25 protein-coding genes and 1 pseudogene are annotated in these 25,936 nt (G+C 74.3%); 15 read left to right on the top strand and 11 right to left on the bottom strand.

Features of this window, described 5'->3' with window-relative positions; all coding sequences use genetic code 11:
• Positions 1-122: 122 nt before the first annotated feature.
• On the bottom strand, positions 123-647 hold the full coding sequence (locus ACZ7BZ_RS01915) for a hypothetical protein (RefSeq protein ID WP_470356648.1): 525 nt from the start codon (positions 645-647) through the stop codon (positions 123-125).
• A gap of 178 nt (positions 648-825) precedes the next feature.
• On the opposite strand from ACZ7BZ_RS01915, the gene ACZ7BZ_RS01910 reads away from it, so the two are divergent.
• Entirely contained in the window at positions 826-3,192 is a 2,367-nt protein-coding gene (locus tag ACZ7BZ_RS01910) for an ATP-binding protein (RefSeq protein ID WP_470356647.1), read from the top strand.
• A gap of 382 nt (positions 3,193-3,574) precedes the next feature.
• A complete protein-coding gene (locus ACZ7BZ_RS01905) occupies positions 3,575-5,089 on the top strand; it encodes a tyrosinase family protein (RefSeq protein ID WP_470356646.1) in 1,515 nt (504 codons plus the stop codon).
• Positions 5,090-5,210: 121 nt separating this feature from the next.
• Here ACZ7BZ_RS01905 and ACZ7BZ_RS01900 read toward each other — a convergent pair whose 3' ends face one another.
• Positions 5,211-5,534, bottom strand: a complete 324-nt coding sequence (locus ACZ7BZ_RS01900; protein WP_470356645.1) for a hypothetical protein — start codon at positions 5,532-5,534, stop codon at positions 5,211-5,213.
• Positions 5,535-5,617: 83 nt separating this feature from the next.
• Positions 5,618-6,058, bottom strand: coding sequence for a VOC family protein (locus ACZ7BZ_RS01895; RefSeq protein ID WP_470356644.1), 441 nt, complete (start codon positions 6,056-6,058; stop codon positions 5,618-5,620).
• 302 nt (positions 6,059-6,360) lie between these two features.
• Here ACZ7BZ_RS01895 and ACZ7BZ_RS01890 point away from each other — a divergent pair, with 302 nt between their 5' ends.
• Positions 6,361-7,293: a ribonuclease BN gene (locus ACZ7BZ_RS01890; protein WP_470356643.1), complete on the top strand. Its 933-nt coding sequence runs from the start codon at positions 6,361-6,363 to the stop codon at positions 7,291-7,293.
• Between the two features lie 27 nt (positions 7,294-7,320).
• Here the strand turns inward: ACZ7BZ_RS01890 and ACZ7BZ_RS01885 are convergent, their stop codons facing one another.
• The gene (locus ACZ7BZ_RS01885) at positions 7,321-7,890 is read right to left on the bottom strand and encodes a TetR/AcrR family transcriptional regulator (RefSeq protein WP_470356642.1); all 570 of its coding nucleotides are present in this window, start codon (positions 7,888-7,890) and stop codon (positions 7,321-7,323) included.
• A 71-nt stretch (positions 7,891-7,961) separates the two neighbouring features.
• Between ACZ7BZ_RS01885 and ACZ7BZ_RS01880 the strand changes: the two genes are divergently transcribed.
• Positions 7,962-8,447: an FBP domain-containing protein gene (locus ACZ7BZ_RS01880; RefSeq protein ID WP_470356641.1), complete on the top strand. Its 486-nt coding sequence runs from the start codon at positions 7,962-7,964 to the stop codon at positions 8,445-8,447.
• A gap of 4 nt (positions 8,448-8,451) precedes the next feature.
• Here the strand turns inward: ACZ7BZ_RS01880 and ACZ7BZ_RS01875 are convergent, their stop codons facing one another.
• Positions 8,452-9,990, bottom strand: a complete 1,539-nt coding sequence (locus ACZ7BZ_RS01875) for an IucA/IucC family protein (RefSeq protein WP_470356640.1) — start codon at positions 9,988-9,990, stop codon at positions 8,452-8,454.
• A 71-nt stretch (positions 9,991-10,061) separates the two neighbouring features.
• On the opposite strand from ACZ7BZ_RS01875, the gene ACZ7BZ_RS01870 reads away from it, so the two are divergent.
• The 8 genes from ACZ7BZ_RS01870 (at position 10,062) to ACZ7BZ_RS01835 (ending at position 18,498) form a co-directional block, all read left to right on the top strand.
• Entirely contained in the window at positions 10,062-11,552 is a 1,491-nt protein-coding gene (locus ACZ7BZ_RS01870) for an IucA/IucC family protein (protein ID WP_470356639.1), read from the top strand.
• Between the two features lie 267 nt (positions 11,553-11,819).
• Positions 11,820-12,680, top strand: coding sequence for a PP2C family protein-serine/threonine phosphatase (locus ACZ7BZ_RS01865; RefSeq protein WP_470356638.1), 861 nt, complete (start codon positions 11,820-11,822; stop codon positions 12,678-12,680).
• A gap of 139 nt (positions 12,681-12,819) precedes the next feature.
• Positions 12,820-13,836, top strand: a complete 1,017-nt coding sequence (locus ACZ7BZ_RS01860) for an MASE1 domain-containing protein (protein WP_470356637.1) — start codon at positions 12,820-12,822, stop codon at positions 13,834-13,836.
• A gap of 343 nt (positions 13,837-14,179) precedes the next feature.
• Positions 14,180-14,893 carry a VIT1/CCC1 transporter family protein gene (locus tag ACZ7BZ_RS01855; protein ID WP_470356636.1) on the top strand — a complete coding sequence of 238 codons (714 nt, stop codon included), beginning with the start codon at positions 14,180-14,182 and terminating at the stop codon, positions 14,891-14,893.
• Between the two features lie 727 nt (positions 14,894-15,620).
• A complete protein-coding gene (locus ACZ7BZ_RS01850) occupies positions 15,621-16,316 on the top strand; it encodes an OsmC family protein (protein ID WP_470356635.1) in 696 nt (231 codons plus the stop codon).
• A complete protein-coding gene (locus ACZ7BZ_RS01845; protein ID WP_380459469.1) occupies positions 16,313-16,591 on the top strand; it encodes a dsRBD fold-containing protein in 279 nt (92 codons plus the stop codon). Before ACZ7BZ_RS01850 ends, ACZ7BZ_RS01845 begins: the two co-directional genes overlap by 4 nt.
• Before the next feature lie 219 nt (positions 16,592-16,810).
• Positions 16,811-17,275 carry a universal stress protein gene (locus ACZ7BZ_RS01840; protein WP_470356634.1) on the top strand — a complete coding sequence of 155 codons (465 nt, stop codon included), beginning with the start codon at positions 16,811-16,813 and terminating at the stop codon, positions 17,273-17,275.
• Positions 17,272-18,498, top strand: a complete 1,227-nt coding sequence (locus ACZ7BZ_RS01835) for a PP2C family protein-serine/threonine phosphatase (RefSeq protein WP_470356633.1) — start codon at positions 17,272-17,274, stop codon at positions 18,496-18,498. The genes ACZ7BZ_RS01840 and ACZ7BZ_RS01835 overlap by 4 nt, the downstream gene beginning before the upstream one ends.
• A gap of 494 nt (positions 18,499-18,992) precedes the next feature.
• Here the strand turns inward: ACZ7BZ_RS01835 and ACZ7BZ_RS01830 are convergent, their stop codons facing one another.
• The 5 genes from ACZ7BZ_RS01830 to ACZ7BZ_RS01810 all read right to left on the bottom strand — a co-directional run bounded on the left by ACZ7BZ_RS01830 (position 18,993) and on the right by ACZ7BZ_RS01810 (position 22,431).
• Complete coding sequence (locus ACZ7BZ_RS01830) at positions 18,993-20,186, bottom strand: MAB_1171c family putative transporter (RefSeq protein WP_470356632.1); 1,194 nt, start codon at positions 20,184-20,186, stop codon at positions 18,993-18,995.
• Positions 20,171-20,692: a regulator component gene (locus ACZ7BZ_RS01825; RefSeq protein WP_470356631.1), complete on the bottom strand. Its 522-nt coding sequence runs from the start codon at positions 20,690-20,692 to the stop codon at positions 20,171-20,173. Before ACZ7BZ_RS01825 ends, ACZ7BZ_RS01830 begins: the two co-directional genes overlap by 16 nt.
• A gap of 61 nt (positions 20,693-20,753) precedes the next feature.
• A complete protein-coding gene (locus ACZ7BZ_RS01820) occupies positions 20,754-21,332 on the bottom strand; it encodes a hypothetical protein (RefSeq protein ID WP_470356630.1) in 579 nt (192 codons plus the stop codon).
• 167 nt (positions 21,333-21,499) lie between these two features.
• On the bottom strand, positions 21,500-21,859 hold the full coding sequence (locus ACZ7BZ_RS01815; protein WP_470356629.1) for an isomerase: 360 nt from the start codon (positions 21,857-21,859) through the stop codon (positions 21,500-21,502).
• Between the two features lie 179 nt (positions 21,860-22,038).
• Positions 22,039-22,431 carry a ribonuclease domain-containing protein gene (locus ACZ7BZ_RS01810; RefSeq protein ID WP_470356628.1) on the bottom strand — a complete coding sequence of 131 codons (393 nt, stop codon included), beginning with the start codon at positions 22,429-22,431 and terminating at the stop codon, positions 22,039-22,041.
• A gap of 219 nt (positions 22,432-22,650) precedes the next feature.
• Here ACZ7BZ_RS01810 and ACZ7BZ_RS01805 point away from each other — a divergent pair.
• Positions 22,651-22,773 (top strand): annotated as a pseudogene (locus ACZ7BZ_RS01805) (glycosyltransferase); the annotation flags it as partial.
• Positions 22,774-22,909: 136 nt separating this feature from the next.
• Positions 22,910-23,857 carry a nucleotide disphospho-sugar-binding domain-containing protein gene (locus ACZ7BZ_RS01800; RefSeq protein ID WP_470356627.1) on the top strand — a complete coding sequence of 316 codons (948 nt, stop codon included), beginning with the start codon at positions 22,910-22,912 and terminating at the stop codon, positions 23,855-23,857.
• A gap of 23 nt (positions 23,858-23,880) precedes the next feature.
• Here ACZ7BZ_RS01800 and ACZ7BZ_RS01795 read toward each other — a convergent pair whose 3' ends face one another.
• Entirely contained in the window at positions 23,881-24,957 is a 1,077-nt protein-coding gene (locus ACZ7BZ_RS01795) for a phosphatidylinositol-specific phospholipase C domain-containing protein (protein ID WP_470356626.1), read from the bottom strand.
• Between the two features lie 276 nt (positions 24,958-25,233).
• Between ACZ7BZ_RS01795 and ACZ7BZ_RS01790 the strand changes: the two genes are divergently transcribed.
• Positions 25,234-25,887: a dihydrofolate reductase family protein gene (locus ACZ7BZ_RS01790; protein ID WP_470356625.1), complete on the top strand. Its 654-nt coding sequence runs from the start codon at positions 25,234-25,236 to the stop codon at positions 25,885-25,887.
• Positions 25,888-25,936: the final 49 nt, after the last annotated feature.

The raw sequence follows: 25,936 nt of genomic DNA, 5'->3' as shown, positions 1-25,936 counted from the left end.
GATCGGGCCGTGAACGGGCCCGGCCCGGACTGTGAACGCCGTCCGGCCCGAACGGCGAGAGGGTCCGGCTCGAACCGCGGCACCCCCGTGGCCGCGGCTCGGCGCCGGAGTCGGTGGGCGGATCAGTTGTGCACGTCGACACAAGTGCCGGTGTAATTGCCGCCGTTGGCGTTGCTGAGGGCGCACCACCGGCCCTCGGCCAGATAGGCGTTCGGGGCGTAGGTGACGGTGTACCAGTTGCCGCCGACCGCGTAGAAGGTCGACTCCGCCACGACCACCCCGGACGGGCTCCTGAGCTTGATGTCGGCCGAGGTGCTCGATCCGTAGTGGGTGCTGTTGGTCATCTCGTGCACGAAGAAGCCGCTGCCGTCGACGCTGAAGCAGACCAGCGGGTCGATGCCGCTGCACCCGCCGCCCGAGGCCGACTGCGGCGGCTCGGTCGCCCGGTCGACGGCGAGCACCCCGTCCGCCGTCCGTACCTCCTGGACCAGGACGGCTCCGGCCCGGGCCGGCCCGCCGGCCGACGGAATGGCCGCCGAGGCCCCGACGGTGCCGGCGCTGCCGAGGGTCGCCACGGCCACGGCGCCCGCCACCGCCCTGACCAGGCCCCCGCTCGGACGTCTCGGAGCCGGAGCGGGCGCGTTCATGGGTGCCTCCTCGGTGTGATCACGTCGGCGTTCATCCTCCCGGCGGTGCGGCGGAGCCGACCACGACGTTGACCTGACGTTGACCTGACACTTGGGCGGCGGGGGGCTACTCTCGTTCGCGATCCGGGTCGGACGGGCGGGGCGACGGCACGGGTCCGCGAGGATCCGGGGGGACTGGGTGGGAGCTGCTGATTTCGCCGCGCTGTTGCGGGAGCGACGCCTGACGGCGGGGTGGAGCCAGGACGAGCTCGCGGACCGCTCCGGGGTGTCGGCCCGGTCGATCAGCGCCCTGGAAGCAGGCGGTCGCCGGCCGCGACTGTCCTCGGTGGTCCGGCTCGCCGAGGCGCTCGGCCTCGACCCGGACACCCGCGCCCGCTGGCTGACGGCCGTCCGGGACGCCGGCCCGGCGACGCCGGCCGCCCCGGCTCCGCCGTCCCTCCCGCCCCTCTCGCTGACCGCGCCCGGCACGACCCGCACGCCCGGCACCACCGGCCCCCAGCAACTGCCGATGGCGATCCGGCACTTCACCGGCCGCGCCCGGGAACTCCGGCTGCTCGACGAACTGCTGGCCGACGTCGCCCCCGGCGGCGGCACCGACGCCGTGCCCGGCTGCGGCGCCGTGGTGATCTCCGCGATCGCCGGCACCGCGGGCGTCGGCAAGACCACCCTGGCCGTGCACTTCGCCCACCGGGTCGCCGACCGCTTCCCCGACGGCCAGCTGTTCGCCAACCTGCGCGGCTTCGACCCGGCCAGGGCGCCGGTCGCCGCCGCCGACGTGGCCCGCGGCTTCCTGGACGCACTGGGCGTGCCGGCCCCGCGCGTCCCCGCCGACCCGGACGGGCAGCTGGCGCTGTTGCGCAGCCGGCTGGCCGGCACCCGGACCCTGATCGTCCTCGACAACGTCCGCGAGGCGGAGCAGGTCCGCCCGCTGCTGCCGGGCTCCGATACCTGCCTGGTCGTGGTCACCAGCCGCAACCGGCTGCCGGGACTGGTGGCCCTGGACGGCGCCGTCCCGTTGCCCCTGGACGTGCTCTCCCCCGCCGAGGCCCGCGAGCTCCTCGCCCGCCGACTGGGCGCCGCCGTCGTCGCGGAGCAGCAGGAGGCGGCCGACGAGCTGATCGAGCTGTGCGCCCGGCTGCCGCTGGCGTTGAACATCGCCGCGGCCCGGGCCGCCGACCAGCCCGACACCCCGCTCGGCGTCTGGGCGCGCGAACTGCGCGACTCCCGGGTGCGCCTGGACCTCCTCTCGGCCGGCGACAGCCACGCCGACGTCCGGGTGGTGTTCTCCTGGTCCTACCGGGCGCTGGCCCCGCGGGCCGCCCGGCTGTTCCGGCTGCTCGGCCTGCACCCCGGCCCGCACATCAGCGCGGCGGCCGCCGCGAGCCTCGCGGGCCTGCCGCTGCCCGAGACCCGCGCGCTGCTGGAGGACCTGCACCGGGCCCACCTGATCGCCGCACCGGAACGGGACCGGTACACCTTCCACGACCTGCTGCGCGCGTACGCCGCCGAACAGGCCGCCGCCCTCGACTCCCCGCCGGAGCAGGCCGACGCGACGCTGCGGATGCTCGACCACTACCTCCACACCGCGGACCGCGCCGCCTGCCTCGCCTACGCGGACGACGCCGCCTGGCAGCCGCTCGGCCTCGCGGAGCCCGCCCCCGGGGTGGCACCCGAGGAGCTCGCCGACCGGCGGCAGGCACTCGCCTGGTACCGGGAGGAGCAGCCGGTACTGGAGCGGATCGTCGACTCCGCGCACCGGGCCGGGTCCGACGTCCACGCCTGGCAGTTGGTCGGCGCCCAGGTGCCGTACCTGCTCAAGTCGGGGCTGTGGCAGCAGTGGCAACGCGCCGGGGAGACCGCGCTGGCCGCCGCCGAACGCACCGGGGACCTCGGCCACCAGGCCCACGCCCACCGCTGGCTCGGCCAGGTGCACCGCTCCCAGGACCGCCAGCCCGAGGCCCAGCGCGAACTGCGGCTGGCGCTCGGCCTGTTCGACGCGCTCGGCGACCGGCCGCGCCAGGGCCGCACCCAGCTGGACCTCGCCATCGCCCACGGGGAGGAACGGGCCAACGCCGAGGCCGTGGCCGAGTCCCGCCGAGCCCTGGAGCTGTTCCGGTCCATCGACGACCCGTCCGGGCAGGCCCTCGCCCTCAACAGCATCGGCTGGTACCTGGCCCAGCAGGGCGAGCTGCGGGAGGCGCTCCCCTACTGCCAGCAGGCCCTCGACCTGGCCCGCGCCACCGGCAACCTGCCCGGCCAGTCCTCGATCTGGGACAGCATCGGCTTCGTCCACCACCACCTCGGCGAGTACCACGAGGCGCTCCCGGCCTACCGGGAATCGCTGCGCCTGCGGCAGCGGATCGGCGACTACTTCCTCCAGGCCGAGATCCACACCCACCTCGGCGACACCCACCTCGCCCTCGGCGACACCGAGGCCGCCCGGGCCGCCTGGACCAGCGGTCTCGCCATCCTGGAGGACCTCCAGCACCGCGACGCCGACGCGGTCCGGGCCCGCCTCGACCGCTGCCCCGGCCCCAAGTCATAGCGCGGGCCGACCGTCATGGACGGATCGTCAGGCCGTCCATGATGAGATCGAGCAGGCGCTCCGCCCGCTCGCGCCGCTGACCCGGCAGCGGGACGGGATCGCCATGCCGCCGTCGGCGATCGCCTCCGCCATCGGCCACGCCATCGGACAGCCGACGGCATCGACGTCAGCGAGATCGTCGTCCGCCCCACCGCACAAGCCTGGACACGGCGAGCCGGCGCCACTCGACAGCCGCCTCCCGGGTGGAAAGAGGCCCGGCGCGGCGCTTCTCCGGGCACGGGCCCGTGTCGATCGCAGAGCGAACTTTTGCCGTACCACATACTCACAACCGCAAAAGATCCTTGTACGACCGACCCCCCTGACCCAAGCCCGTGGAGGCTCCATGACCACGCCCCAGCCCGGCCCGGCCGACGATCCGGTCGTCGCCTCGCCGACGTACCTCGCGGACATCCGCACCTACTTCCGCCCCGAGGATGTCGACCACATGGCCGCCAAGGGGATCGACCTCGGCACCTACGACGGGGTCAAGAGGAACGCACTGGCGATCTTCGCCCACACCTCGCCACCGAACCCGGACATGCCCCCGGACGCGGCGGGGCAGTGGAGCGCCAACCGCTCCCAGACGTTCAAGAACTGGATCGTCAACGGATACCCCCTCGGTACCGCGCCGGCCCCGACCGCGCCCCCTGCCGGACCCGCACCGACCCGGCTGCGCAAGGACATCACCACCCTCACCGACGCCGAATTCGCCCTCCTGACCACCGCGTTCAACGGCATCATGGCCCGCGACACCACGGCCCCGGACGGCTACTTCGCGCTGGCCGGCCAGCACGGCCTCCCGCAGGCCTGGTGCCTGCACCACGAGAACCGCTTCAACCCCTGGCACCGCCCGTACCTGATCGAGTTCGAGGACGCGCTGCGCTCCGTCCCCGGCTGCCAGGACGTCACACTCCCCTACTGGGACATCTCGACGCCGCTGCCGGACCGCCTGCAGCACCCGCCGTTCGACAAGTACGTCCTGCCGGCCGACCCCGGCGCCACGGCGCATCCGCCGAGGACCGGCTTCTTCCCGTACACGACCCAGCGCTACCCGGTCGCCCACATCACGAAGAACGTCAGGGACTTCGGAGTCCTGGACGACATCACCACGTCGATGGCCCAGTCACTGTGGGGTGCGTACAACACCAACGGCTACCAGGACTTCTCGATCCAGGCCCACGACAGCGGCCACGGATCGATCGGGCCGACGATGGGCAACCAGGCCGTCTCCGCCTTCGACCCGGTGTTCTGGTTCTTCCACTGCAACATCGACCGGCTCTGGCTGAGCTGGCAGACCCGCGCCACCGCGACCACCCTGGCCGGCTTCCGCACCACCCTGGCGGGGCAGGACCCCAGCTGGCTCACGACACCGCCGCTCAACGCACTGCCGCCGTTCACCGCCACCGCCGACCAGACGATCGCCACCGACATCTCGTACGACCGGCTGGACCTCCCCAGCCACGCGGAGGGCGGAACGGGCGTCATGGAGAACCTGACCGGAAGCATCGACGCCGCCCGCACCTTCGCCTTCCGCAGCAGCGATCCGGTCTCGGTGCGGGTGAAGGGGATCGACCGGCTGAACATCCCGGGGTCGTTCATCGTGACGCTGCTCGCCGACGGCGAGCCGCTCGCCAAGCGGTTCTTCTTCCAGCCGGACGACCCGCGGCGCTGTGAGACGTGCAAGCAACACGGCATCGTCAACCTCGACTTCCGGATGCCGCAGGAACAACTCGCCGACAAGACACTGTCCGTACGCATCGACGTGCCGGGCCACGCCGGGGAGATCGGCACGGCCTTCCCGCTCGCCCAGGCGGGCAACCCCACCGTCAACGCGCGACTGCTGGTCGGGGAGGCTTAGCCGTCACCGTCCCACGTCACCGCCCCGTCACCACGCCTTCACCACGTTCACCCGGGAGCCCTGGACCTCAGGCCGACCGGGTGAACTGCCGTGTGCGGCCCACTCACCGGGCCGGCACGAGTCAGACGAGGATGACGACGAACACCGCCGCCGCCAGCAGCAGGACGAGCGTCAACGCCGGCGCCCCGGTGCGCACATCGGGACCGGAGGTGACGGCGGCCCACGAAACGACGGGGACCGCCAGCGAGAGGACGACCGCCAGCCACGTCACGGTACCCATCGGCACCCCGGCGACCTCGGCCCCGAAAACGGTCGTGAACATCACCAGCAGCCAGGCCGTCGCGGTCAGCACCGCCCAGGCCGCACGTGCGGTCCACCGCTGGGCCGGGTCGGCCGCGTGGAAGTCGGTGCGGGTCATCGTCCAGATCCGGGTCCAGTTCGCCACCGGAACATTCTGTCGAAAGGCACCACCGGGCACCAGCGGCGGGCCGACCTCGTTCCCGGCCGTACACCACGGCTCCGTGAGGGTCAGCCGATCCGTTCGGCCAGCGCGACGATGATTCCCGAGGGGCCGCGGAGGTTGCAGAGTCGGTAGGCGTCCTCGTACTGCGCCACCTCGCCGAGGAGTTCGGCGCCGTGGCGGCGCAGGCGGGCGATGGTGTCGTCGATGTCGTCGACGGCGAACATGACCCGGTGCAGGCCCAGGGTGTTGGGTGGCGGGTCCGGCGGTCCGGCGGTGACCGCCGCGGGGGTGTGGAACTTCGTCAGTTCCAGCTTTCCGTGGCCGTCCGGGGTGCGCAGCATCGCGATGGCGCTGCGGACCCCGTGCAGGCCGAGCATCTGCTCCGGGCAGACCCCTTCGAGCTGCGCTTCGCCTTCCAACTCCATGCCCAGCTCGGTGAAGAAGGCGACGGCCGCCTCCAGGTCGTCGACCACGATGCCGACGTTGTCCATCCGCTGAATCGTCATGAGAGTGCTCTTACCACCATTGCCCCGTGGAGCGCGATGACCGGCACCTCGCGAAAGCCGTCCGCGCGAGATCCGGTGGCGGCCAGGGTCTGTCCGGCGGATCGTGCCGGGCAGACCCCGGACGTGTCCCGGGGCTCCGGTCCGTTGCGCCGAACGCCCGCCCGATGCACCGAACGATGGTCCGTTGCGGCGAACGGCGGTCCGCCCGAGGTGCCGTCCGCCCGCCCGTCGCCCAGCCTGGGACGGAGTCGGGAGTGCACACGCCGGTGACGAACCCGACGAACCGCCGGAGGGAGGACGCGATGGCGGAAGAGCGCGGTCGGCCCGTCCGCGCCCACTGGATCCGCGCCAGGTCCACCTGGCTGCGTGGGCGTACGGCGACGCTGCGCGACGCCCCGTTCCTGCGCCGGCTGGCGGCGCAGCTGATCCACATCCGCGTCCTGGACATCGCCACCCGGCTCGCGGCGCAGGCCTTCCTGACCGCCGTCCCGGCGCTCTTCGCCCTGGCCGCCTTCATGCCCAACGAGGTGCGCAGCAGCATCTCCGACTCGCTGCGGACCGTCCTCGGGCTCCAGGGCGCCTCGCTCGCCGAGGTCGAACAGGTGCTCCAGGCCAGCGGGACCAGCACCGCCGACGCCTTCGGCGGCGTCGGGATCGCGGTGACCCTCCTCGCGGCCACCAGCTGCAGCCGGGTACTGCAGCGGCTCTGCGAACGAAGCTGGCACCTGCCCCATCTGGCCGGGCGGCTGGCGGCCTGGCGGTGGCTCGCCTGGCTGCTGGTGTGGCTCGCCGCCCTGGTCGTCCAGGGCCAGGTGCGGTCCGGCTTCGGCGCGGGCGGCGCGCTCGGGATCGCGCTCTACCTGATCTCGGCCGTCCTCCTGTGGTGGTGGACGCCCCACCTGCTGCTCGGTGGCCGGGTGCCCTGGCTCCCGCTGCTGCCCGGGGCCGTGCTGACCGGCGCCGCGCTGACGGCGCTCGCCTGGGGGGCGCGGCTCTACATCCCCCGCTCGCTGAACCGCAGCGTGACCCAGTTCGGCCCGCTCGGGCTCGTCTTCACCTTGCTCAGCTGGCTCATCGTGGTGTTCACGGCCGTCGCGCTGGCCATCGGCACCGGGTACGTGGTGGCCGGCCAGGGCCGGCTGGCCCGGCTGCTGGGCACTCCGGAGACCCCCGCGCCCGAAGCGCCCCCGGAGACCACGGAGCCCCCCGAGCCCACGACGGCGGGCGGTGGGTGAGACGCGCGGCCTGCGGCCGGGCCGCTGTCAGGCCTTGGGCCAGTTGCGCAGCAGGGCGTCGAGGGCGTCCAGGACGCGCGACCAGGTCTGCTCGGTAGTGCGCGGGGTGTGCTGGAAGCTCCCCGCCCGTTCCAGGGCGACGTAGCCGTGGAAGGTGCTGCCGAGCAGGCGGACGGCGTCGGTCTCGTCGGGCTCCGCGAGGTCGTAGCCGCGCAGGATCGCGCGGGTCATCGCGGAGTGCCGGACGGCGGCGCTGTTGAGCGCCGTCTCGTAGTCGAGTTCGAGCTGGGCGGCGGCGTAACGGCCGGGGTGTTCGAGGGCGTAGTCGCGGTAGGCGTTGGCGAAGGCGGCCAGGGCGTCCTTGCCCGCCCGGCCGGCCAGGGCGGCGGCGACCCGGTCGGCGAGTTCCTCCAGGGCGAGCAGGGCGATCCTGGTCTTGAGGTCCTGGGAGTTCCGGACGTGCGAGTACAGGCTCGCGTCCTTGACGCCGAAGCGGCGCGCCAGCGCCGAGACGGTGACCTTGTCGAAGCCGACCTCGTCGGCCAGCTCCGCACCCGCGCGGGTGAGTCGTTCCGTGTTCAGTCCTACGCGTGCCATGTGCTTCCCTTCGATCGCCTCGGCTGATTATACATTTGCCTAATACTCCTAGGTAATTTACGTTGATGCCCATGAAGCCGATGACCGAACCAGAGATCCGCGCCGCCTTCGTCAACTGCAGCAAGGGCGAGGCGAAGCGCCTGTACGTGCCCCGTGACCTGCCCGATCTCCCCTGGGACGACCTGGACTTCCTCGGCTGGCGCGACCCCCAGGCCCCCGACCGCGCCTACATCGCCGCGGAGGTCGACGGCCGCGCCGTGGCCGTCGCGCTGCGCTCCTCCAGCGCCGCCTCCTGGCAGGCCCGGCGCAGCATCTGCTCGCTCTGCGTGACCACCCACACCGGGGGCGTCTCGCTGCTGGTCGCCCCGCTGGCCGGGAAGGCCGGCAAGCAGGGCAACTCCGTCGGTGCCTACATGTGCGCCGACCTCGCCTGCTCGCTCTACGTCCGCGGCAAGCGCGAGGTCGGCACCCGGCTCCACGAGTCGCTCACCGTCGAGGAGAAGATCCGGCGCACGACGGCCAACCTCGCCGCCTTCGTCGCCAAGGTAACCGCGTGAACAGCTACGGAAGACACCGGGCCGCGGCCAGGGGGTTGGGGACGGCCACGAACCGCGGCTCGGTGCCGTCCGCGTCGATCCAGCGGGAGAGCAGGTTGGCCTTGCCCGGCAGCGTGGCCGCGGACAGCAGCGCCGCGGTCTCCGGGAGGCCGAGTTCCTTGTCGCACCGCTCGAACTCCCGCCGGGCGACCGGCCACAGCGCGCCCGCCGCCCGGGGGTAGCGGTGCGCGAGGGCCGCGGCGATCTCACCGAGGTTGTTGACGAGGAGGCAGTACACCAGGCGCCGCCAGGCCGCCTCGCGGGGCGTCTCCGGGAGGACCCTGGCCCCCTCGGCGTCGCGGAAGACGGCCTGGACGGGACGGCCGTCCGCGTCTACGGCGATCAGGGTGTTCTGCAGATGGCACTCGACCGCCACCCCGTGCCGCGCGTACGCCTCCAGCACCGGCGGGACGACGTGCCCCAGGTAGGCCTCCCACCACCCCAGCGGATCGGCGAGGCGATCGAGCGGACTGCCGTCGAAGCCCTCGGCGAGCCCGGCCGCCAGGACCGGGGTGGCGCCCGGCACCACGTGTTGGTCCAGACCGTCGCGGACCAGGACCGGAAGGACCTCCTCGAGGCCGCGGACCGTGCGGTACCCGGGTTCGGCCAACCAGGCCGCCGGGCCGCCCATGGCCGCGAAGGCGGCCGCGACCAGTGGGTCGGTGCGACGCCCCTGGCGCAGTTCGTGCCGCCGCATCCGCCGGATGTCGTTGGTGATCCGCACCTCCAGGCTGAACTTCAGGAACAGGTCGGCCGATCCGGGCCGCTCGGGGCTCCCGGGCACCTGGACGGTGCGCACCGAGGAGGTCGCCCGGGCTCGCCAGGGGGTGGTGCCGAGCCGGATCAGCCGCCCCTCGGCGAAGGCGGCGCGTACGGCCGGCCGGCGGTGGGTGAGGGCGAACTGCCAGGGGTGGACGGGCAGCGGGCGGTAGCCGGGCGGCGCCTGGCCCAGTCGGTCGAGGGCCCGGGTGTCGCCCGCCTCGACCACCGCGTCCGCGCGCACACCGAGCAGCAGGAGCGGGAACCGCGCGTACACCTCCGGGGCGTAGCGCAGCCAGGCGGCGGGCGGGCCACCGCCGCCGCGAGCCTTGGGGGCCGGGTGGCAGGGATGGCCCGCGACGAGGGCCGCCTCGGAGCGCAGCCACAGGTCATCGGGCGGGGCGGCGTGGGCGCGGGCTTCCAGGATCGCCTCCACGGCCGCCCGACTGGCCGTCGCCTCGGCGACCAGGGCAGGGTTGGAATGCCCGGTGACGGCCCGCATCTCCTGGGCGGCGACCTCGACCAGTTCGGCGTGGTCCAAGGGCTGCCAGGCCGCACCGGTCCACAGTTCGGGCGAGGAGGGCCGATGGCCGACGCACACCCGGAGCAGCCGGCCACTGGCGCTCAGCCGGTGGACGGTGCGGCCGGTGGATGTGCTCGCCGCCGGCTCGACGGCCTCGCGCAGGAGGCAGGTGAGCAGCGGAGCGACGGACAGTGCGTCGGCTGCCGGGGCGAAGTGATCCATCCGCCACCAATACCACCCACCGGCCCGCATGATGTCCGCGACGGCCTGCCCGCTGGTGATGGGAGAGCGCAATGCCCGACGGTGCCGCCGAACGGAGGCTGGCGGAGGACCTGGCCGACCTCCGTCCGGACCTGGTCGACGCCTATCTCGCCGCGCTGCCCGGCGCGCGGGCCGCGGTGCTGGCCCGGTTCTGGCGGGGGCTCGTCCATGAACCCCTGCCCTGGATCGAGAAACGCGTTCGCACCCCGGACGGGGTCGGCCTGCTGCTCGCGGACGGGCGGCTGCTGCACGGCCCGCCCTGTGACCCGTGGGCCACCGGGACGGCCGTCGCCCACGTCGAACTGGACGGCCGCCGGTTCGACCGTCCGGCCCGGCTGCTGACGGCGCTGGCCGTGCCCGGCGGCCGGGGATTCGCCGGCGAACTCGATCACAGCGTCGCGTCGATGGCGCTCTCCCGCACCGCCCCCCGCCCCGCCGGGCCGCCCGCGGCGCCGTGGGAGTGGGAGCAGCGGTCACCGGACGGGCACCCCTACCACCCCGCCTGCCGGTCCCGTCCCGGTTTCTCGGCCGCCGAGCAGCTGGCGTACGCGCCGGAGCACCGGCCCGTGGTGGCCCTGCGGCTCGCACCGGTGGCCGGCGCCGTGCTGCGCGGCCCGTGGCCGGCCGAGCTGCGCGACGGCCCGCTCGCGCTGATCCCGGTGCACCCCTGGCAGGCCGAGCACACCCTGACCGGACGGCCCCTGCGGTCCGGCCCGAGCGCCCATCCGCTGCTGTCCCTGCGCACGCTCGACCTCGGCGGGGGCATCCACGTCAAGACCGCGCTGAGCGTGCAACTCACCTCCGCGGTGCGCGACATCTCCGCCTACTCGGTGGAGCACGCGCTGACCACCTCCGAGATCGCCGCCCGGGCCGCGGACCACCTCGGCGGCCGGCTGCACATCGCGAGGACCCTGGCCGCCGCGGGCGACGGCACCGCGGACCTGGCGGCGATGCTGCGGCAGTCCCCGTACGAGTACGCCGAAGCCGGGGAACAGGTGGTGCCGGTGGCGGAACTCCCCGCGTACTACGCACCGCTCCCGCCCGACCGACGACGGGAGCGGATCACCGAGTTCGCACGCCTGGCCGTGTCCGTCTGCCTGGACCTGCTCGGCCTGGGTGTGGCCCTGGAAGCGCACGGCCAGAACCTCCTCGCCGTCCTCGACCGGGACGGCCGCGCCCGTCGTCTGGTCTACCGCGACCTGGCCGACATCCGGATGAGCCCCGTACGCCTGGGCCGGCACGGAATCCGCCCACCGATGACCGGCCGGCTCCTGGAGGACGACCCCACCCGGCTGCGCCGCAAGGTCCTCGGCTGCCTGCTCACCGGCGCCCTGGGCCCCCTGGCCGGAAGCGAGGCAGCGCTCGGCACGCTGCTCCGGACCGCGACCCGGGACCTCCCCCCGACCCCCGACCTGCAAGCCCTCCTGACGCACCCGCTACCGGCCAAGGCCCTCACCCTGATGCGGCTGACCCCCGGCAGCGACCACTGGGCCCACCTCCCGAACCCGGCCCTGCGCCACTGAACCCGCGGCACCGGGCGACGGCCCGACCAGGCCGCGGGCCTGAAACACGGGGCGGTGGCGACCGCCGACCCGTCAGGGCGTCGTGCCGCCGCGCAACTCCGCCGGGTTTCGACCCCGCCCGGGCGGCCCGCCGGTCACCGTGTGTCCGGCGGGGCGCACTGTCGGTCCCGGCCGCCGCCGTCGGCGGGCCGCTCGGGCGGCCGTCGCCCGTTCGGCCGACATACGCTGGCCCTGAGCACCCCGCCCCCATACACCGCCGGAGGGTCGATGAGCCGTCGCCGCCCCACCGATCGCCCGAGCGCGGACGCCCTGCTGACCGAGCTCGGCCGGCTCACCGCTTCCGCGCTGGAGCAGGCCGAGCTCCAGCGGGCCCGGGTGGAGCTGGCCGAGGCGTTGCAGCGCGAGCTGCTGCCGACCGCGCTGCCGCAGCCGCCCGGGCTGCGGGCCGCCGCCCGGTACGCGCCGGCCCGGCACGGACTGAGCATCGGCGGTGACTGGTACGACGGCTTCCGGCTGCCGGACGACTCGGTGGCCTTCTCCCTCGGCGACGTCCAGGGCCATGACGTGGAGGCGGCGGCGATCATGGGCCAGGTGCGGGTCGGCCTGCGCGCCGTGGCGGCGTCGGCCGCGGACCCCGGCGAGGTCCTCGGCCGCGCCAATGACCTGCTGATCTCCATGGACAGCCGCCGCTTCGCCACCTGCAGCTTCCTGCGCTACGACCCGGCCACCGGGGACCTCTCGCACGCCCGCGCCGGGCACGTCCCACCGATCTGGGCGAACGGCGACGGCCGCTGGGGGCACTGCCCCGACGACGACGGCGGCCCGCCGCTGGGCGTGCTGCCCGGCCAGACGTACCCGGTCAGCCACCACCGGCTCTCCGGGACCGGAGTCGTCGCGCTGGTCACGGACGGGGTGGTCGAGGGGCCGGCGTTCCCGATCGAGGCCGGACTGGCCCGGGTGGCAGCCGTGCTGCGGGAGCGGATCGCGGACGACCCGGACGTACTGGCAGCCGAACTGCTGGAGGTCGCCGACCTGACCGGGCACACGGACGACGCGGCGGTGCTGGTGCTGCGCCACGACGAGCGGGCCACGACGGCTGAGCCCCGACAGCCGGGCCACGACGGCTGAGCCCCGACAGCCGGGCCAGGACGGGACCGAGCCACTGAGTCACGACGGCTGAGCCACCGAGCCAGGACGACCGAGCCGCGGCCCGGCGGCCGGAACCCGGGCGTGTCACGCCCGCTCCACAGTGCCCGAACGTAGTCAGATGACTACCATGCCGCCGACCACCGCGCCCCGTTCCCGCGACCCCCGCCACCTGGCCGCGGCCGCCGCGCGCCTGCTCGCGGTCACCGCGGTCTATCTCGCCGCCGGGCGGATCGGCCTGCTGCAACAGGTGGTGATCGACGGGGCCAAGGTCACCCCGCTCTGGCCGCCGACCGGGATCGCGCTCACCTGCCTTCTGCTGTTCGGGCTCCGCATCTGGCCCGGCGTGGCCCTGGGCGCGTTCCTGGTGATCATCGTCACCGGGCCGCCGCGCTGGGGATCGCTCGGCATCGTCACCGGGAACACCCTGGCCCCGATCGCCGCCTACCTGATGCTGCGCAGGGCCCGGTTCCGGATCGAGCTCGACCGGCTCCGGGACGGCATGGCCCTGGTCTTCCTGGGAGCGTTCACCGGGATGCTGATCAGCTCCGGCATCGGCACCGGCGTCCTGGTCCTGAACGGGACCCTGCCGGCCGACGGGTTCTGGTCCACCTGGTCGGCCTGGTGGACCGGCGACGCGATGGGCGTCCTCGTGGTCACCCCGCTGCTGCTGGCGCTGCGCACGGCTCGGCTGCCCGCCGGTCTCGGCGCGTTCGACTGGGTCGAGCCGGTGCTGCTGCTGGCCGGCACCGCCGCCGTCACCGTGATCGTCACCACCACCACGCTGAGCCTGCTCTTCCTGGTCTTCCCCTTCCTGATCTGGGCCGCGCTCCGCTTCCAGTTGCCCGGCGCGGCGCCCTGCGTACTCCTGGTCTCGGTGCTCACCATCGCGGCGGCCACCGACCACGCCGGTCCGTTCGCCGGGCACGGGCTGGTCGCCGACATGGTGATGCTGCAGGCGCTCAACGGCTGCGCGGCGCTCACCGGACTGCTGCTGTCCGCGATCGTCGCCGAGCAGCGCACCACCTACCGGCGGATCGAGCAGGCCTGCGTCGAACTCGCCGAGGTCGTGCACCGACTGGCTCCCGGCAAGATCGACCCCAACCGGTGGCTGCCGCCGGAGGACGGCTCCCGGTAGCCGCTCCCCACGGCCCGAGGACAGCGCCGACGTCGCCCGACAGCTCGCCTCGGACCCCCGAGGTCCGTTCCCTGATGGCAAGCGGAGACCGAGCCACCCCTCATCGACACCAGGCTCCGCCCGCTGCTGGGCCGCTTCGCCCCGCTCAGCTCCCCCGACGCCTCCGCCCTCGTCGCGTCGATGCGCTGACCGGCCTGCCACCCCACCCGCGTCCCCCGGTCGACCGGCCGGGGGACGCACCCCCTGCCGCCCCCGGAACCCCCGTACGGCCGTCCCGGGGCGACAACCCGCACCCCCGCCACCGAGACTCGACCATGACGTCCCGACGGAAGCAGCCAGCACGATGACCCGCCACGCCCGGACCGCACCCCACACCGAGAGCCATGCCGCCGGCCGCGCCGGATGGCTACGTGCGGCCGTCCTCGGTGCCAACGACGGCCTGGTCTCCATCGCCAGCCTGATGGTCGGCTTGGCCGCCGCCGGCGTCAGCACGTCCGCGGTCGTCACCGGCGGCCTCGCCGGCCTCTCCGCCGGCTCCCTGTCCATGGCCGCCGGCGAGTACGTCTCCGTCAGCTCCCAGGTGGACGTGGAGACCGCCGACCGGGCCAAGGAGGCCCGCGAGCTCGCCGAAGCCCCGGAGGCGGAGCTGGCCGAACTCACCGGCATCTACGAGAGCCGGGGCGTCCCGTCCGAGCTCGCCCGCCAGGTCGCCGAGGCCCTGCACCGGGCCGACCCGCTCCAGGCCCACCTGCGTGACGAACTCGGCCACAGCGAACACAGCGCCGCCAACCCCCTGCAGGCAGCCCTGGCCTCCGCCGCAAGCTTCCTGGTCGGTGGGCTCGTCCCCTTCCTCGGGCTCCTCGCCTCCACCGACACCGCGCGCCTGTGGCTCATCGTCGCCGTCACCGTCTGCGGCCTCGCCCTGGCCGGAGCCCTCGCGGCCCGGGCCGCCGGCACCGCTCTGTTGCGTCCGACCCTGCGCGTCGTCGTCGGCGGCGGCATCGCCATGGCCATCACCGCCGCCGTCGGCCAACTCGCCCACGTCGCGGGAGTCTGAAGCACACCACCGCCGACCAGGTGCGCCCGGCCCCCGAACACCTCCGGCGTGGACCACCCCGCGACGGCCTCATCTGGTGCCGATCCGTCGTCCGGTGACCTCGCTCGGACTGATGCGGCCCCACAGCGGGCGGGCGCCACCGCCCCAGGGGCCGGTCCCCGGCAGGGCGGCCACCGCCCCGGCAACCACCCGGACTTCACCCGATTCCTGGTCGACGTCGGGACCGAACCGATCTCCGTCACCCCGGACAGCTCCGCCGCCGTCAAGCGCGCCGCGGCGGCGGGCGGCTCGGCGAGCAGGTGGGAGCCGTCGATCTCGCTGCGGTGGTACACCAGCCACGGCGACGGTTCGGGCTTCCGGCGGGGTCGGCGGTGCGGGTCGAGGGCCCAACGGCCCTGGATCCACCGAACGAGCCGCCTCGTGCCGGAGCGGGAACGGAAGTCGTCGGGCGATCGGCGCCGCGGTCGCACCCTCCCCTTCGCCGGGCCTGCCGCCACGGTGCCGTACCGGGTGCGATGCGGCCGACAGGCGTGGGGCGCCTGCCCACGGAGCTTCTCCACTCCGGTTCGGCGGTCCCTCCGGTCTCCTCGGAGCGCACCGGGCCGCCCCTGCCGATGGGGCCCCTCGGAGGGCCGAAGGGCCCTGCCGCCCCGGCCCCGGCAGCGGTCCCCTGAGTAGTGGAGGCCCGTGCCACCCGGCCGGGCCCGGAGAACCCGGAGGCGGCGCCGTGCTGACCGACGACTCCCGCACCATCACCCAGCAGCTGATGCACACCGTCTCCGGGCGGACCATCGGGGTGTCCCGCTACGCGCCGGAGGTCCTGCCGGACACCGGCCGCGTCGTCCTCGACACGGCCTGCGAACCGTACGACACGGACCAGGTCTGGGTCTCGCTCACGCCCGCCGAGGCCCGCCGACTGGCCGGCATGCTGCTCCGCCAGGCCGCCGCCGTCGACCGTCCCGGGGCTCCGCGGGCCGGACGGATCGAGGTCGACCCGGTGGCCGGGGACCTGTACGCCATCGGACTGCGGTCGCACGCCCTCGCCGTCGACCAGCCCCTCGAAGCGGGTGGCGGCGACGCCGCCCCGACCCCGGTCGAGCTGTGCGCCTCGGCCCTGGCCTCCTGCACCGCCCACTACGCCGGCGGCTACCTCGACCGGCACGGCATCAGCCGCGAGGGCCTGCGCGTCACCGCCGACTTCACCATGGCCCAGGACCGCCCGGCCCGGATCGCCGCGGTGTCCATCGAGGTCACCGCCCCCGGCCTGCCACCCGCGCGGGAGGCCGGCCTGCTCGCCGTCGTCCGCCACTGCACGGTCAAGAACACGCTCGAACACCCGCCCCACGTCACCGTCACGATCGGCGGCAGCTCACGGCCCGGGGCCACCACCCCGGGCGCACCGATCCGGGAGGCCCGGAGATGACCACGCACGCCACGACGCCGATGCGCACCAAACGGTGGACCCTGCGCCTCGACCTGTTCGAGGAGGGCGACACCACCAAGGTCCACGCCGTCCTCGACACCGGCGACACCAGCCTGGAGTCCCGCACCACCGCGCGCCGCAACCCGCACGACCCGCCCGTCCCCGAGATCGGCGACGAGTACGCCGCCGCCCGAGCCCTGATCGACCTCGGCCACCGCCTCCTGCGCGCGGGTCTCTCGGACTCCGCCGCCAACGACCGTTCCGAAAGCGGCTGAACTGCCGGCCGGTCCGCGGGCGGTTCGACAACTGACCCTTCCTCGTCGGCTGAGTCCCGACCCTCGCGTCTTCGCCTTGCGGCGGGGGTGGGGCGCGGCCCTGCCAGCCTCGTCGAGAGCTGCTCCCGGTCCCCGTCTCGCAGTGGCTCTCCGGCTGGCGTGGCGCGTGCGGATCGAAGATGGTGGCGGTGGGGACGGTGGAGCCGGCGGAGGTGTGTGATGCATGAGGAGAGCGCCCGTTCAGCGCGGATCGTCGTCGGTGTGGACGGTTCACCGGCGTCCAGGGCGGCGCTGCGCTGGGCGGTGGGGCAAGCGGAGCTGACCGGTGCCGCCGTGGACGCGGTGATCGCCTGGCAGTACCCGGTCGGCTACGGGTCGCCCTCGGCCGTCGTGCCGGACTTCGACTTCGCCGGCAACGCGCGCCGGGGCCTGGCCGAGACCGTCGCGGAGGCCACGGCAGGGGCTCCGCAGGTCGAGGTCCGGCAACAGGTCGTCCAGGACCACCCCGCTGCGGCGCTCCTCGACGCCGCGGCCACCGCGGATCTTCTCGTCCTGGGCAACCGCGGGTACGGCGGATTCACCGAGGCCCTGCTGGGCTCGGTCAGCCAGCACTGTGTCCACCACGCGCGCTGCCCGGTCGTCGTCGTGCGCGCCGCCGAGCCCGAACCCCGGTCAGGACCGTGACCGGCGAGGCGATCGACTACCGGGCGGTGTTCCGCGCCCTGCCCGGCATGGTCGCCCTGCTCACCCCGGAGCTGGTTTATGCCGACGCCAACGACGACTTCCTCGGCCTGTCCGGACGCACCCGAGAGCAGCTCATCGGCCGGTACCTCTTCGACGTCTTCCCCGACAACCCGGACGACCCCGCCGCCACCGGAGCCCGCAACCTGGAGGTGTCCCTGCGCAGGGTCCTGGCGTCCGGTGAGCGCGACACCATGGCCCTGCAGCGCTACGACGTCGAATCGACCTCCCGGCCCGGTGAGTGGGAGGAGCGCTACTGGAGCCCCGTCAATGCCCCCGTGCGCGACGGCGAGGGCCGCACGGTGCTGCTCGTCCACCGGGTCGAGGAGATCACCCAGCTCATCCGCGCCCACGGCCTGCCCGAGGGAAACCGCGCCCGCGTCCTGGAGGCCGAGCTCTACACCCGTGCCCGCGAGCTCCAGGAGGTCAACGAGCGCCTGCGCGAGGCCCACTCCCGTGAACGGGAGGTCGCGCTCGTGCTCCAGGAGGCCATGCTGCCCGCTCCCCGACCGCTCGAACGCCACCACGCCGCGGTCCGCTACCGGCCCGCCACGGGCGCCCTCAACGTCTGCGGGGACTGGTACGACCTCGCCGAGCTGCCGGACGGCCGCGTCGCGGTCGCCGTCGGTGACGTGGTCGGCCACGGCCTGGTCGCCGCCGGTGTCATGGGCCAGCTCCGCAGTGCCCTCAGTGCCGCGGCCCGGGTCTCCGCCGGACCCGCCCAGGCCCTGGAGGTGCTCGGGCTGTACGCCCGGTCCGTCGACGGCGCCGAATCCACCACCACCGCGGCCGTCTTCATCGACTCCGACGCCGCCACGATCACCTACAGCAGCGCGGGCCATCTCCCACCCGTCCTGCTGAGAGCCGACGGCACCGTCGAGTTCCTCGACCAGGCCACCGACCCTCCGCTCGGTGCCTGTCCCGAACACCGGTCCCGGACCGAGGCCGTCACCCGATTCGCCAAGGGCGACACGCTCGTCCTCTACACCGACGGCCTGGTCGAACGCCGCCGTGAGGACATCGACACCGGACTGGAGCGCCTCGCGCGCGTCGTCGCCACGAACCGCTCCGCCGACCCCGACGCCCTCGCCGACACCGTCCTCGCCGAACTCCTCCCACCCGGCGGGGCCACCGACGACACCGCACTCGTCGTCATCCGGCTCTGACGGCGGCTCCGACCCGCCGACGGACGCTGTCCGGTGCCGCGGCCCGCGTGCCCGTTCGAACGGCAGCACGGTTTGCGCGTAGCTCTCCCCCCTTGCCGTGGGCCTCGCCGTCGGGGCACTGCGGCTCGGATGTTGTCGAAGGCCTCGACCGTGCGGATCGCACTCCCGCCCACCCCCGTGGGACGGGAGTGCGATCCCCAGCCCGGCCCGGCTCCGCCCCGCTAACTCCACCCCGTGTCACGGACCGGACCACGCCACCGGGAGTCCCTTCCGACGCCCCCCGGTGACCCACCGCGGTACCCGGAACCGCCCCGGCTGCCATCCGCCCTGAACATCCCCGGCCCCCTGGGTGGTAGCGGCGGGCCTCCCCGCACGGGTGACGATCATAATCGCCAGCGAGCGAAAACCGCACCTCCCGGGTGGCACCGACCGGCGAACGAAGTCGCCGGACAGGCCTCGCCCCGTCAACCGCCCGAGGGGCTGGGCCCGTTCGTTCACGCCGGGATGCGCACCTCGGCCTCCGGCTCCGTGCCGAGCCGGCGGTAGGCGGCGGCGACCGCGAGCATCCAGGCGATCTCCTCGCGCGGGGTGCGGCCCCCGGTGGTGGCGGCGAGGGCCGCGGGCGGGGCGGGAGCCGGGAGGTCGCGGGCCCGGTGCCGGACGGCGGCGCGCAGCCAGTGGGCCTCGACCTGGGCGAGGTCCTCGTCGTCGGCGGGCACCGGTCCGCCGGCCGCGACGGCCGGGGTGTCCTCGCGCAGCACCAGGGCCGCGTCCCGGATGGCGAAGGCCCGGTGGGCCAGTTCGACCGAGCGGTCGCGAACGGTCAGCAGGTCGCGCAGCCGGCTGCTCGGAGTGCCCAGCACCACCTGCGGGACGGCGGCCACCACGTCCGCCCAGAGCCGGTGCAGCCGCCACAGCGCGTATTGGTCGCGCAGGTAGCCGACCACCGCCCGGGCGGGCGGGATGGTCACGCCCAGCACGAGCAGCACCAGCATCAGCGCCGGCAGCACCTCGCTCGGCGTGTCCTGGAGCGGCACCGGCTTGCCGTCGGCGTCGAACCGGGTCGCGTCTCCGTGGGAGAAGGTGAACCAGTACCGGTAGAGGGTGTACGTCAGGCCGGTCGCGCCCGAGGCCGCCAGGCAGGTCACGCCGACCCGCAGCGCCCCGCGCGGGACGGCGTGCCGGTTCGACCAGAACAGCACCATCGCCCGCGCACTGGCCAGCGCGAAGACGGTGTTGAACACGTACAGGTAGGCCTTCACTCCGGGGTCGCCGAAGTGGGCGTCGATGCCGAAACCGCCGTCGGCGTCGTGCGGGAGGGCGAAGACGAACAGCAGGGTCAGCGCGACGCCCGCGACCACCGTGAGCAGCAACCGGACCCGGGCGGCGCCGGGCCGCTCCGGGCGGCGGCGGACCTCCTGGACGTACTCCAGCAGGAAGTACGCAGCGGCGGTCCCGGCCAGGTGCTTCAACAACTGGGTGACGTCCCGGATCCCGGTGAGCCCGGCCAGCGCCCGCTCCACGAACGCCGGTCGGCAGCTGAGCCCGAGGGCGATCGCGGCGAAGGCCGCCCAGAGCGCGCGGTTGGCCCGGGTGGCGAAGGCCGAGGGGGCCCGCCAGAGCACGACGCCCCAGATCAGCGAGGGCATCAGCCAGGTGAACAGCGGGCGCATCAGGACTTCCTCCACCGGGGCGGGCGTATCGGGTGCAACAGGCTCGCGGCCAGCCGGCCGGACACCGGGCTCGGGTCGGTGGTGGTGCCGACCAGGTCGGCGAGCAGCAGGGCGAGCATCTCGGCCTCCTGCTCCTCGGCGGTGTGGTAGCTCGTCCGGCCGGCGCCCATCAGCTGGGCGATCAGTTCGGGCGTCAGGTCGGGCAGCAGGGCCGTCAGCCGGGAGAGTTCGAGGGTCCCGGTGTGGCCGCACAGCACGTGGCCGAGCTCGTGCAGCTTGATCAGGTCCTGGTGGGCCGGGCTGGTGCGTTCCTCGTAGTAGACGACGTCGATGCTGGGCAGCGCGATCCACAGGCCGCAGGGCAGGTCGGGGCCGAGCGCGGGTAGCGGCTCCATGACGATGCGCCGGCCCCGCTCGCGTTCCAGTGCGGCGCGGAAGCCCTCGACGGTGAAGGGGGTGGGCAGGCTCAGACCGGCGAGCCGCTGCTCACAGCGGCGGCGCAGGCCACGGGGGAAGGCCAAGGGGAGGGTGTTCCTTCGGAGCGGGGGCGGGCGGGAGCGGATCGGAGGGCGGCGCTCCCGCTCATCTGCCGTCGGTCGGGTCCGCGCTCCGGCCGGGGGCTGCCCTGCCCGGGGCGTCCGTGCCGGGAGCGTCCGCGTCGCTCGCGTTCTGTTCCAGCTTGCGGAGGTTGTCGGCGAGCGAGAGCAGGACCTTCAGGCTGCCGTCCGACAGCGCGGAGGCCCGCTTGACCAGGTTGACCACCCCGTCGTTGCCGAGCGCCTGCTTCAACTCGGCGATCCGCTCCAACTGGTCGAGCTGCTCGTCGACCACGGCGGCCTTGGCGTCGTCCAGGAAGTAGCTCGCGCCGGCACCGATCCCGAAGCCCCGGCCCAGCCAGTCGAGCGTGTCCACCGTGGGGTTGCAGGCCTGGCCCTTCTGGTTCAGGCCGAGGTGGAGGTTGCGCACCGTGTCGCGGGAGATGACGTCCCGCCCGGCCAGGCGGTTGATCCGGTCGGCGAGTTCGCGGTAGGCGGGCGGGCGTCCGCCGGAGCGGGCCGCCTCACGGGCCATCAGCCGGTCCACCCGACGGGCGATGGCCGAGGCACGCTCCCCCGGCTGCTCGGCCCCACCCGCTGCGTCGCTCGCTGCTGCCTTCACCATCTGCTTCCCCCTCCGCGGCTTTGTCACGATACCGTCGGTGTTCGACCGGACGACAACGCAGTGCACCCGGGGTGCGGGCCGCGGCGGCCGGCGGCAGTCGGTGGTGGCCGGCGGCGGCCGGCGGCGGCCGGCGGCGGTCGGTGGTGGCCGGCGGCGGCCGGCGGCGCTCAGCGGCCGGGGTGGTGGACGAAACGGTAGCTGTCGCGGTCGAGTTCGGTGACCTGCACGCCGATCGCGGCCGGCACCGTGATGCCCTCCCGCAGCACCTCCAGCACCCGGGCGGTCAGTTCGGCACGCTGCGCGGCCGTTCGCCCGGCAAGGATCTTCACCTCCGCCAGCACCACGGCCTCACCGCTCGTACCGTCGCCGACGGTGTGGTGCGCGGCCGGGCGGAACAGGGTCTTGCACTCCGGCAGGGTGGTGTCGATCGCCTCGATGACGGCCTTGTGCAGGGCGGCGGCCAGGGCGTCCAGCGCGGCCGGGTCGAGGGCGAGTTCGGCCGAGTGGTCGACCAGGATCTGCGGCACGGGAGTCCTCCGGAGCGGTGCGGGCGGGCAGCGCCTGACCCTATCGCGGTCCGTTCCGGGCGGTGCTCCGGGGACGGCAGCGGGCCCCGGCCGGTCGGCCGGGGCCCGGAGGGGCGGAGGGGCGACGGGTGGCATTGCCGCCGTCAGCAACCTCAGCCGCTTCAGCGGCCTCAAAGGCTTCAGCAGCCGAAGTTGATCAGGCGAAAGGTCGCGTAGTGGTCGCCGGTGTAGTAGTCCTCCTGGGAGCGCTGGCCGGTGACGATCCGGCGGGTGCCACGGGTCGGGGCGCCCGGCGTCACCACGGTGTACTCGTGGTAGTAGCCGGAGCGCTGGGCGGGCAGCACGCCTTCCTTGTTGGTGAACACCACGCCGTCCTGGCGGTACGGGAACGGCCCGCCCTCGGCGATCAGGTCGAGGGTGGTCCGGGCCTGGGACGGCAGGGCGGACACGCACACCTTGCCGCTCACCGCGGCGTGCGCCTCGGTGGCGACGGCGACCGGCGCCAGGGTGGCCAGGGAGAGCACGGCGACGGCGGCGGCACGGGTCTTCCACACGCGTGGAGTTCGGGTCATGCCAACAGGATGGCGAGCCCGGGGGCCCGCCGGAAGTCACCTTCGGAGTCTTCATCTCCGGTCAACTCGCCGTACTCATCAATGACTTGAACCGGCCGGTCAGCCGCCGTCGCAAGCCGTGGGCGGCCGGCACCACGGCCCGGCGGTGAAGCCCGGGTGCTTCCTTCGGATCACGCGGTCCGGTGCCCGCCGGCCGGGCCACGGTGGAGAATCACCCCCATGCGCATCCTGATCATCACCACCGGCTCCCGCGGGGACGTCGCACCGTTCACCGGCCTGGGCCGGCGTCTGGTGGACGCCGGGCACCAGGTCGCGGTGGCCGCCCATCCGACCTTCGCGACACTGATCGAGTCCTGCGGTCTGGAGTACCGGCCGCTGCCGGGGGACCCGAAGGAGCTGATCCTCGCCAGGGCCCGCGCGACGTCCCCGGAGGAGACCCGCGCGCTGATGACCGCCTTCGTGGACGGGATCGCCGCGCGTGGCGGACGCCGTGGCGGGCGGAGCCGACCTGCTGCTCACCGCCTTCGCTCCGTCGCCACTCGCCCTGACGGCAAGTCAGGCCTACGGCGTGCCCGTCCTCGGCACGTACCTCACACCCGCCTTCGCCACCAGGGAGTTCCCGTTCCCGGGCCCCGGCGGCGGCGTGGACCTGGGGTCGGAGGGCAATCTCGCCTCCGGGCGGGAGCGGCTCCGCAGCGCGGATCGGCTGTTCTCCGGCGCCGTGGCCCGGCTGCGCGAGCGCCTCGGCCTGCCCGGCACGGCGGCCCCGGAACCGCTCGGGCACACCCGCCCGGTCGTCCACGGCTACAGCCCCCAGCTGGCGCCGCGCCCGGCGGACTGGCCGGCCCCGGTCGAGGTGGCGGGCTTCTGGTGGCCCGCCCGGCCACTGGACTGGCAGCCGCCGGCCGACCTGGTCGACTTCCTCCAGGCCGGTCCGGCCCCGGTGTTCATCGGTTTCGGCAGCATGGCGCCGGAGGAGGGCGAGCGGCTCGGTGAGCTGGTGACGGCGGCGGTGCGGCAGGCGGGCGTGCGCGCGGTGGTGCAGGCGGGCTGGGCCGGGCTGGCGGCATCGGGCGACGACGTCCTCTCCGTCGGCGACGTGCCCCATGACTGGTTGTTCCCCCGCACCGCCGCCGCCGTCCACCACGCCGGGGCAGGCACCACCGGTGCCGCGCTGCGCGCCGGGGTCCCCGCCGTACCGGTGCCCGTGATGGCCGATCAGCCGTTCTGGGCGGGGCGGCTGCACGGGCTGGGCCTCGCCCCGGAGCCCGTGCCGTTCGCGGACCTCACCGCCGAACGGCTCGCCACCGCGATCACCGCCGCCCTGGCCGAGCCGCTCCGCCGCCGCGCGGCCGCCGTCGCCCGGCTCGTCGCGGTCGAGGACGGCGCCGGCGCCGTCCTCGACCACATCGACCGGCTCAGCTGAGGCCCCGGTCGCAGGGCGGGGCGTCAGCCCCGGGTGAGGACCAGGGACTGCACCGCCGGGAGCTTGCGCCAGTCGCTGGAGACGATGCTGGCGTGCGCCCGGGCCAGCTGCTCGGTGCGGGCACGGGCCTGGTCGACGGTCGGGTCGGTGGCGCTGATCTGCGGCGCGACGTTCTGGGCGTCGGTCATCACCAGCAGGTAGTGGGAGCGGTCGTACCAGGCGGTGTCGATGCCGTTGAGGTAGGTGGCCGCGTCACCGTCGAAGACCACGAACCAGGGGCGGATGGCCGCGTCCGCGCCGGTGTACTTGGTCCGCGGGTCGCCGCCGGTCGCGCCGTGCACGGCCGGGAACAGCTGGGCCTGGCCGAGCCGGCCCGCCGCGGCCAGGTCGCGCAGGTGCCGGCCGTACTCGACGTCGGTGTGCAGGGTGTCGAAGGGGTTGCTCTCCTCGACCGTGCCCGGGATCGCGTAGAGCAGCACCCGCCCGGCGAGCGCGGAGCGGCTCGGCCAGTTGCCCGCCCGGACCGCCTCGTCGACGCTGGCGTAGCTGCCGCCGCCGGGCTTGGCCAGCACGTCGGCCGGGCGCAGCACCGCGCTGCCGAGGTGGGCGGCGATCAGGGCGTCGAGCTGGTCCGGACCCATCCCGAGGTTGGCGGCGAAGCCGCCCTTCAGCTCCAGCTTGACGACCAGCGGCCCGGCCCCCGGATGGGCGCCGAGCCAGACCCGGACGTCGTCGAGGCAGTGCTCCAGGTTCTTGTTGGTGCCGCCGCCGTAGAGCTGTGCCGGGGTGTCGGCGGCGGTGCAGTTGTTGGAGTTGCCGAGCGGGTTGGAGTGGCTGACCTTCCACTCCTTGGTGACGATGTCGGTCCAGAGGTCGAGTTCGATCATGCCGGTGCCGGTGTCCAGGCTCTGGGCGAGGTACTGGTAGGCGGCCGGGTCGTACGTGTTGTGCAGGCCGACGGTGGTGGCCGAGCCGAACGGCAGGTCGCCGGCCCCGGTGTCGGTGGCGGCGGCGGCGGGGGCCGCGGTGGGCAGCAGGGATGCGGCGGTGGCGAGCAGGCCGGCGGCCAGCAGGCCCGCCAGGGTACGGCGTACGGTCATCGGAATCGTCCCCCCGGGGTCGGTCGCGGCGGCCGCCGGTGCGGGCCGCCGGAGGCAGCATCGCCGGACGGGGCGTGCACCTCGTGAAGAAGGCACGACAATAGCGTGACGGCTTCGCCACCTCCGCCCCGGCCTCCCCCTTCCGCTCCGCCCCGCGGCACGCCACGCCCCTGGCGTGACGGAGCATCAGGATTGTCGGCCCCCAGCGCTACCGTGGCCCGCGAGCGGGCGGCCACGGGCGGCCGTCCGAGAGCCACGAGCAGCGGAGGCAGCACCATGTCCCTGGTCCGGGTCCACAACTTCTCGGTCTCCCTCGACGGCTACGGCACCGGCGAGGGGCAGAGCCTGGAACAGCCCTTCGGGCACGCGACCGACCGGCTGCACCGCTGGTTCTTCGGCACCCGCACCTTCCGCCGGATGCACGGCCAGGAGGGCGGCAGCACCGGGGTGGACGACGCGATGGCCCGTGCCTGGGGCGACGGCATCGGCGTGGAGATCATGGGCCGCAACAAGTTCGGCCCACAGCGCGGCCCGTGGGAGAACGAGGACTGGCGGGGCTGGTGGGGGCCGAACCCGCCGTTCCACACCCCGGTCTTCGTGCTCACCCACCACTCGCGCCCGAGCGTGGAGATGGAGGGCGGGACGGTCTTCCACTTCATCGACGCCACTCCCGAGGAGGCGCTGCGGCAGGCCCGGGAGGCGGCCGGCGGGCAGGACGTGCGGCTGGGCGGCGGCCCGAGCATGATCCGGGCCTTCCTGGAGGCCGACCTGGTCGACCACCTGCACGTGGTCGTGGTGCCGGTCGTGCTCGGGCGGGGCGAGTCGCTCTGGGCCGGGCTGGAGGACCTGGAGCGGCGCTTCGACACCGAGGTGGTGAGCAGCCCTAGCGGGGTCACCCACGTCACCTTCACCCGCCCCGCCGCGGTGTAGCCGAGCGGCCGACGGCCGACGGCCGACGGCCGACGGGCGGCCTCCCCGC

The sequence above is a fragment of the Kitasatospora sp. NPDC036934 genome (assembly GCF_055608425.1).
This window is presented reverse-complemented; position numbering and strand designations above follow the sequence as displayed.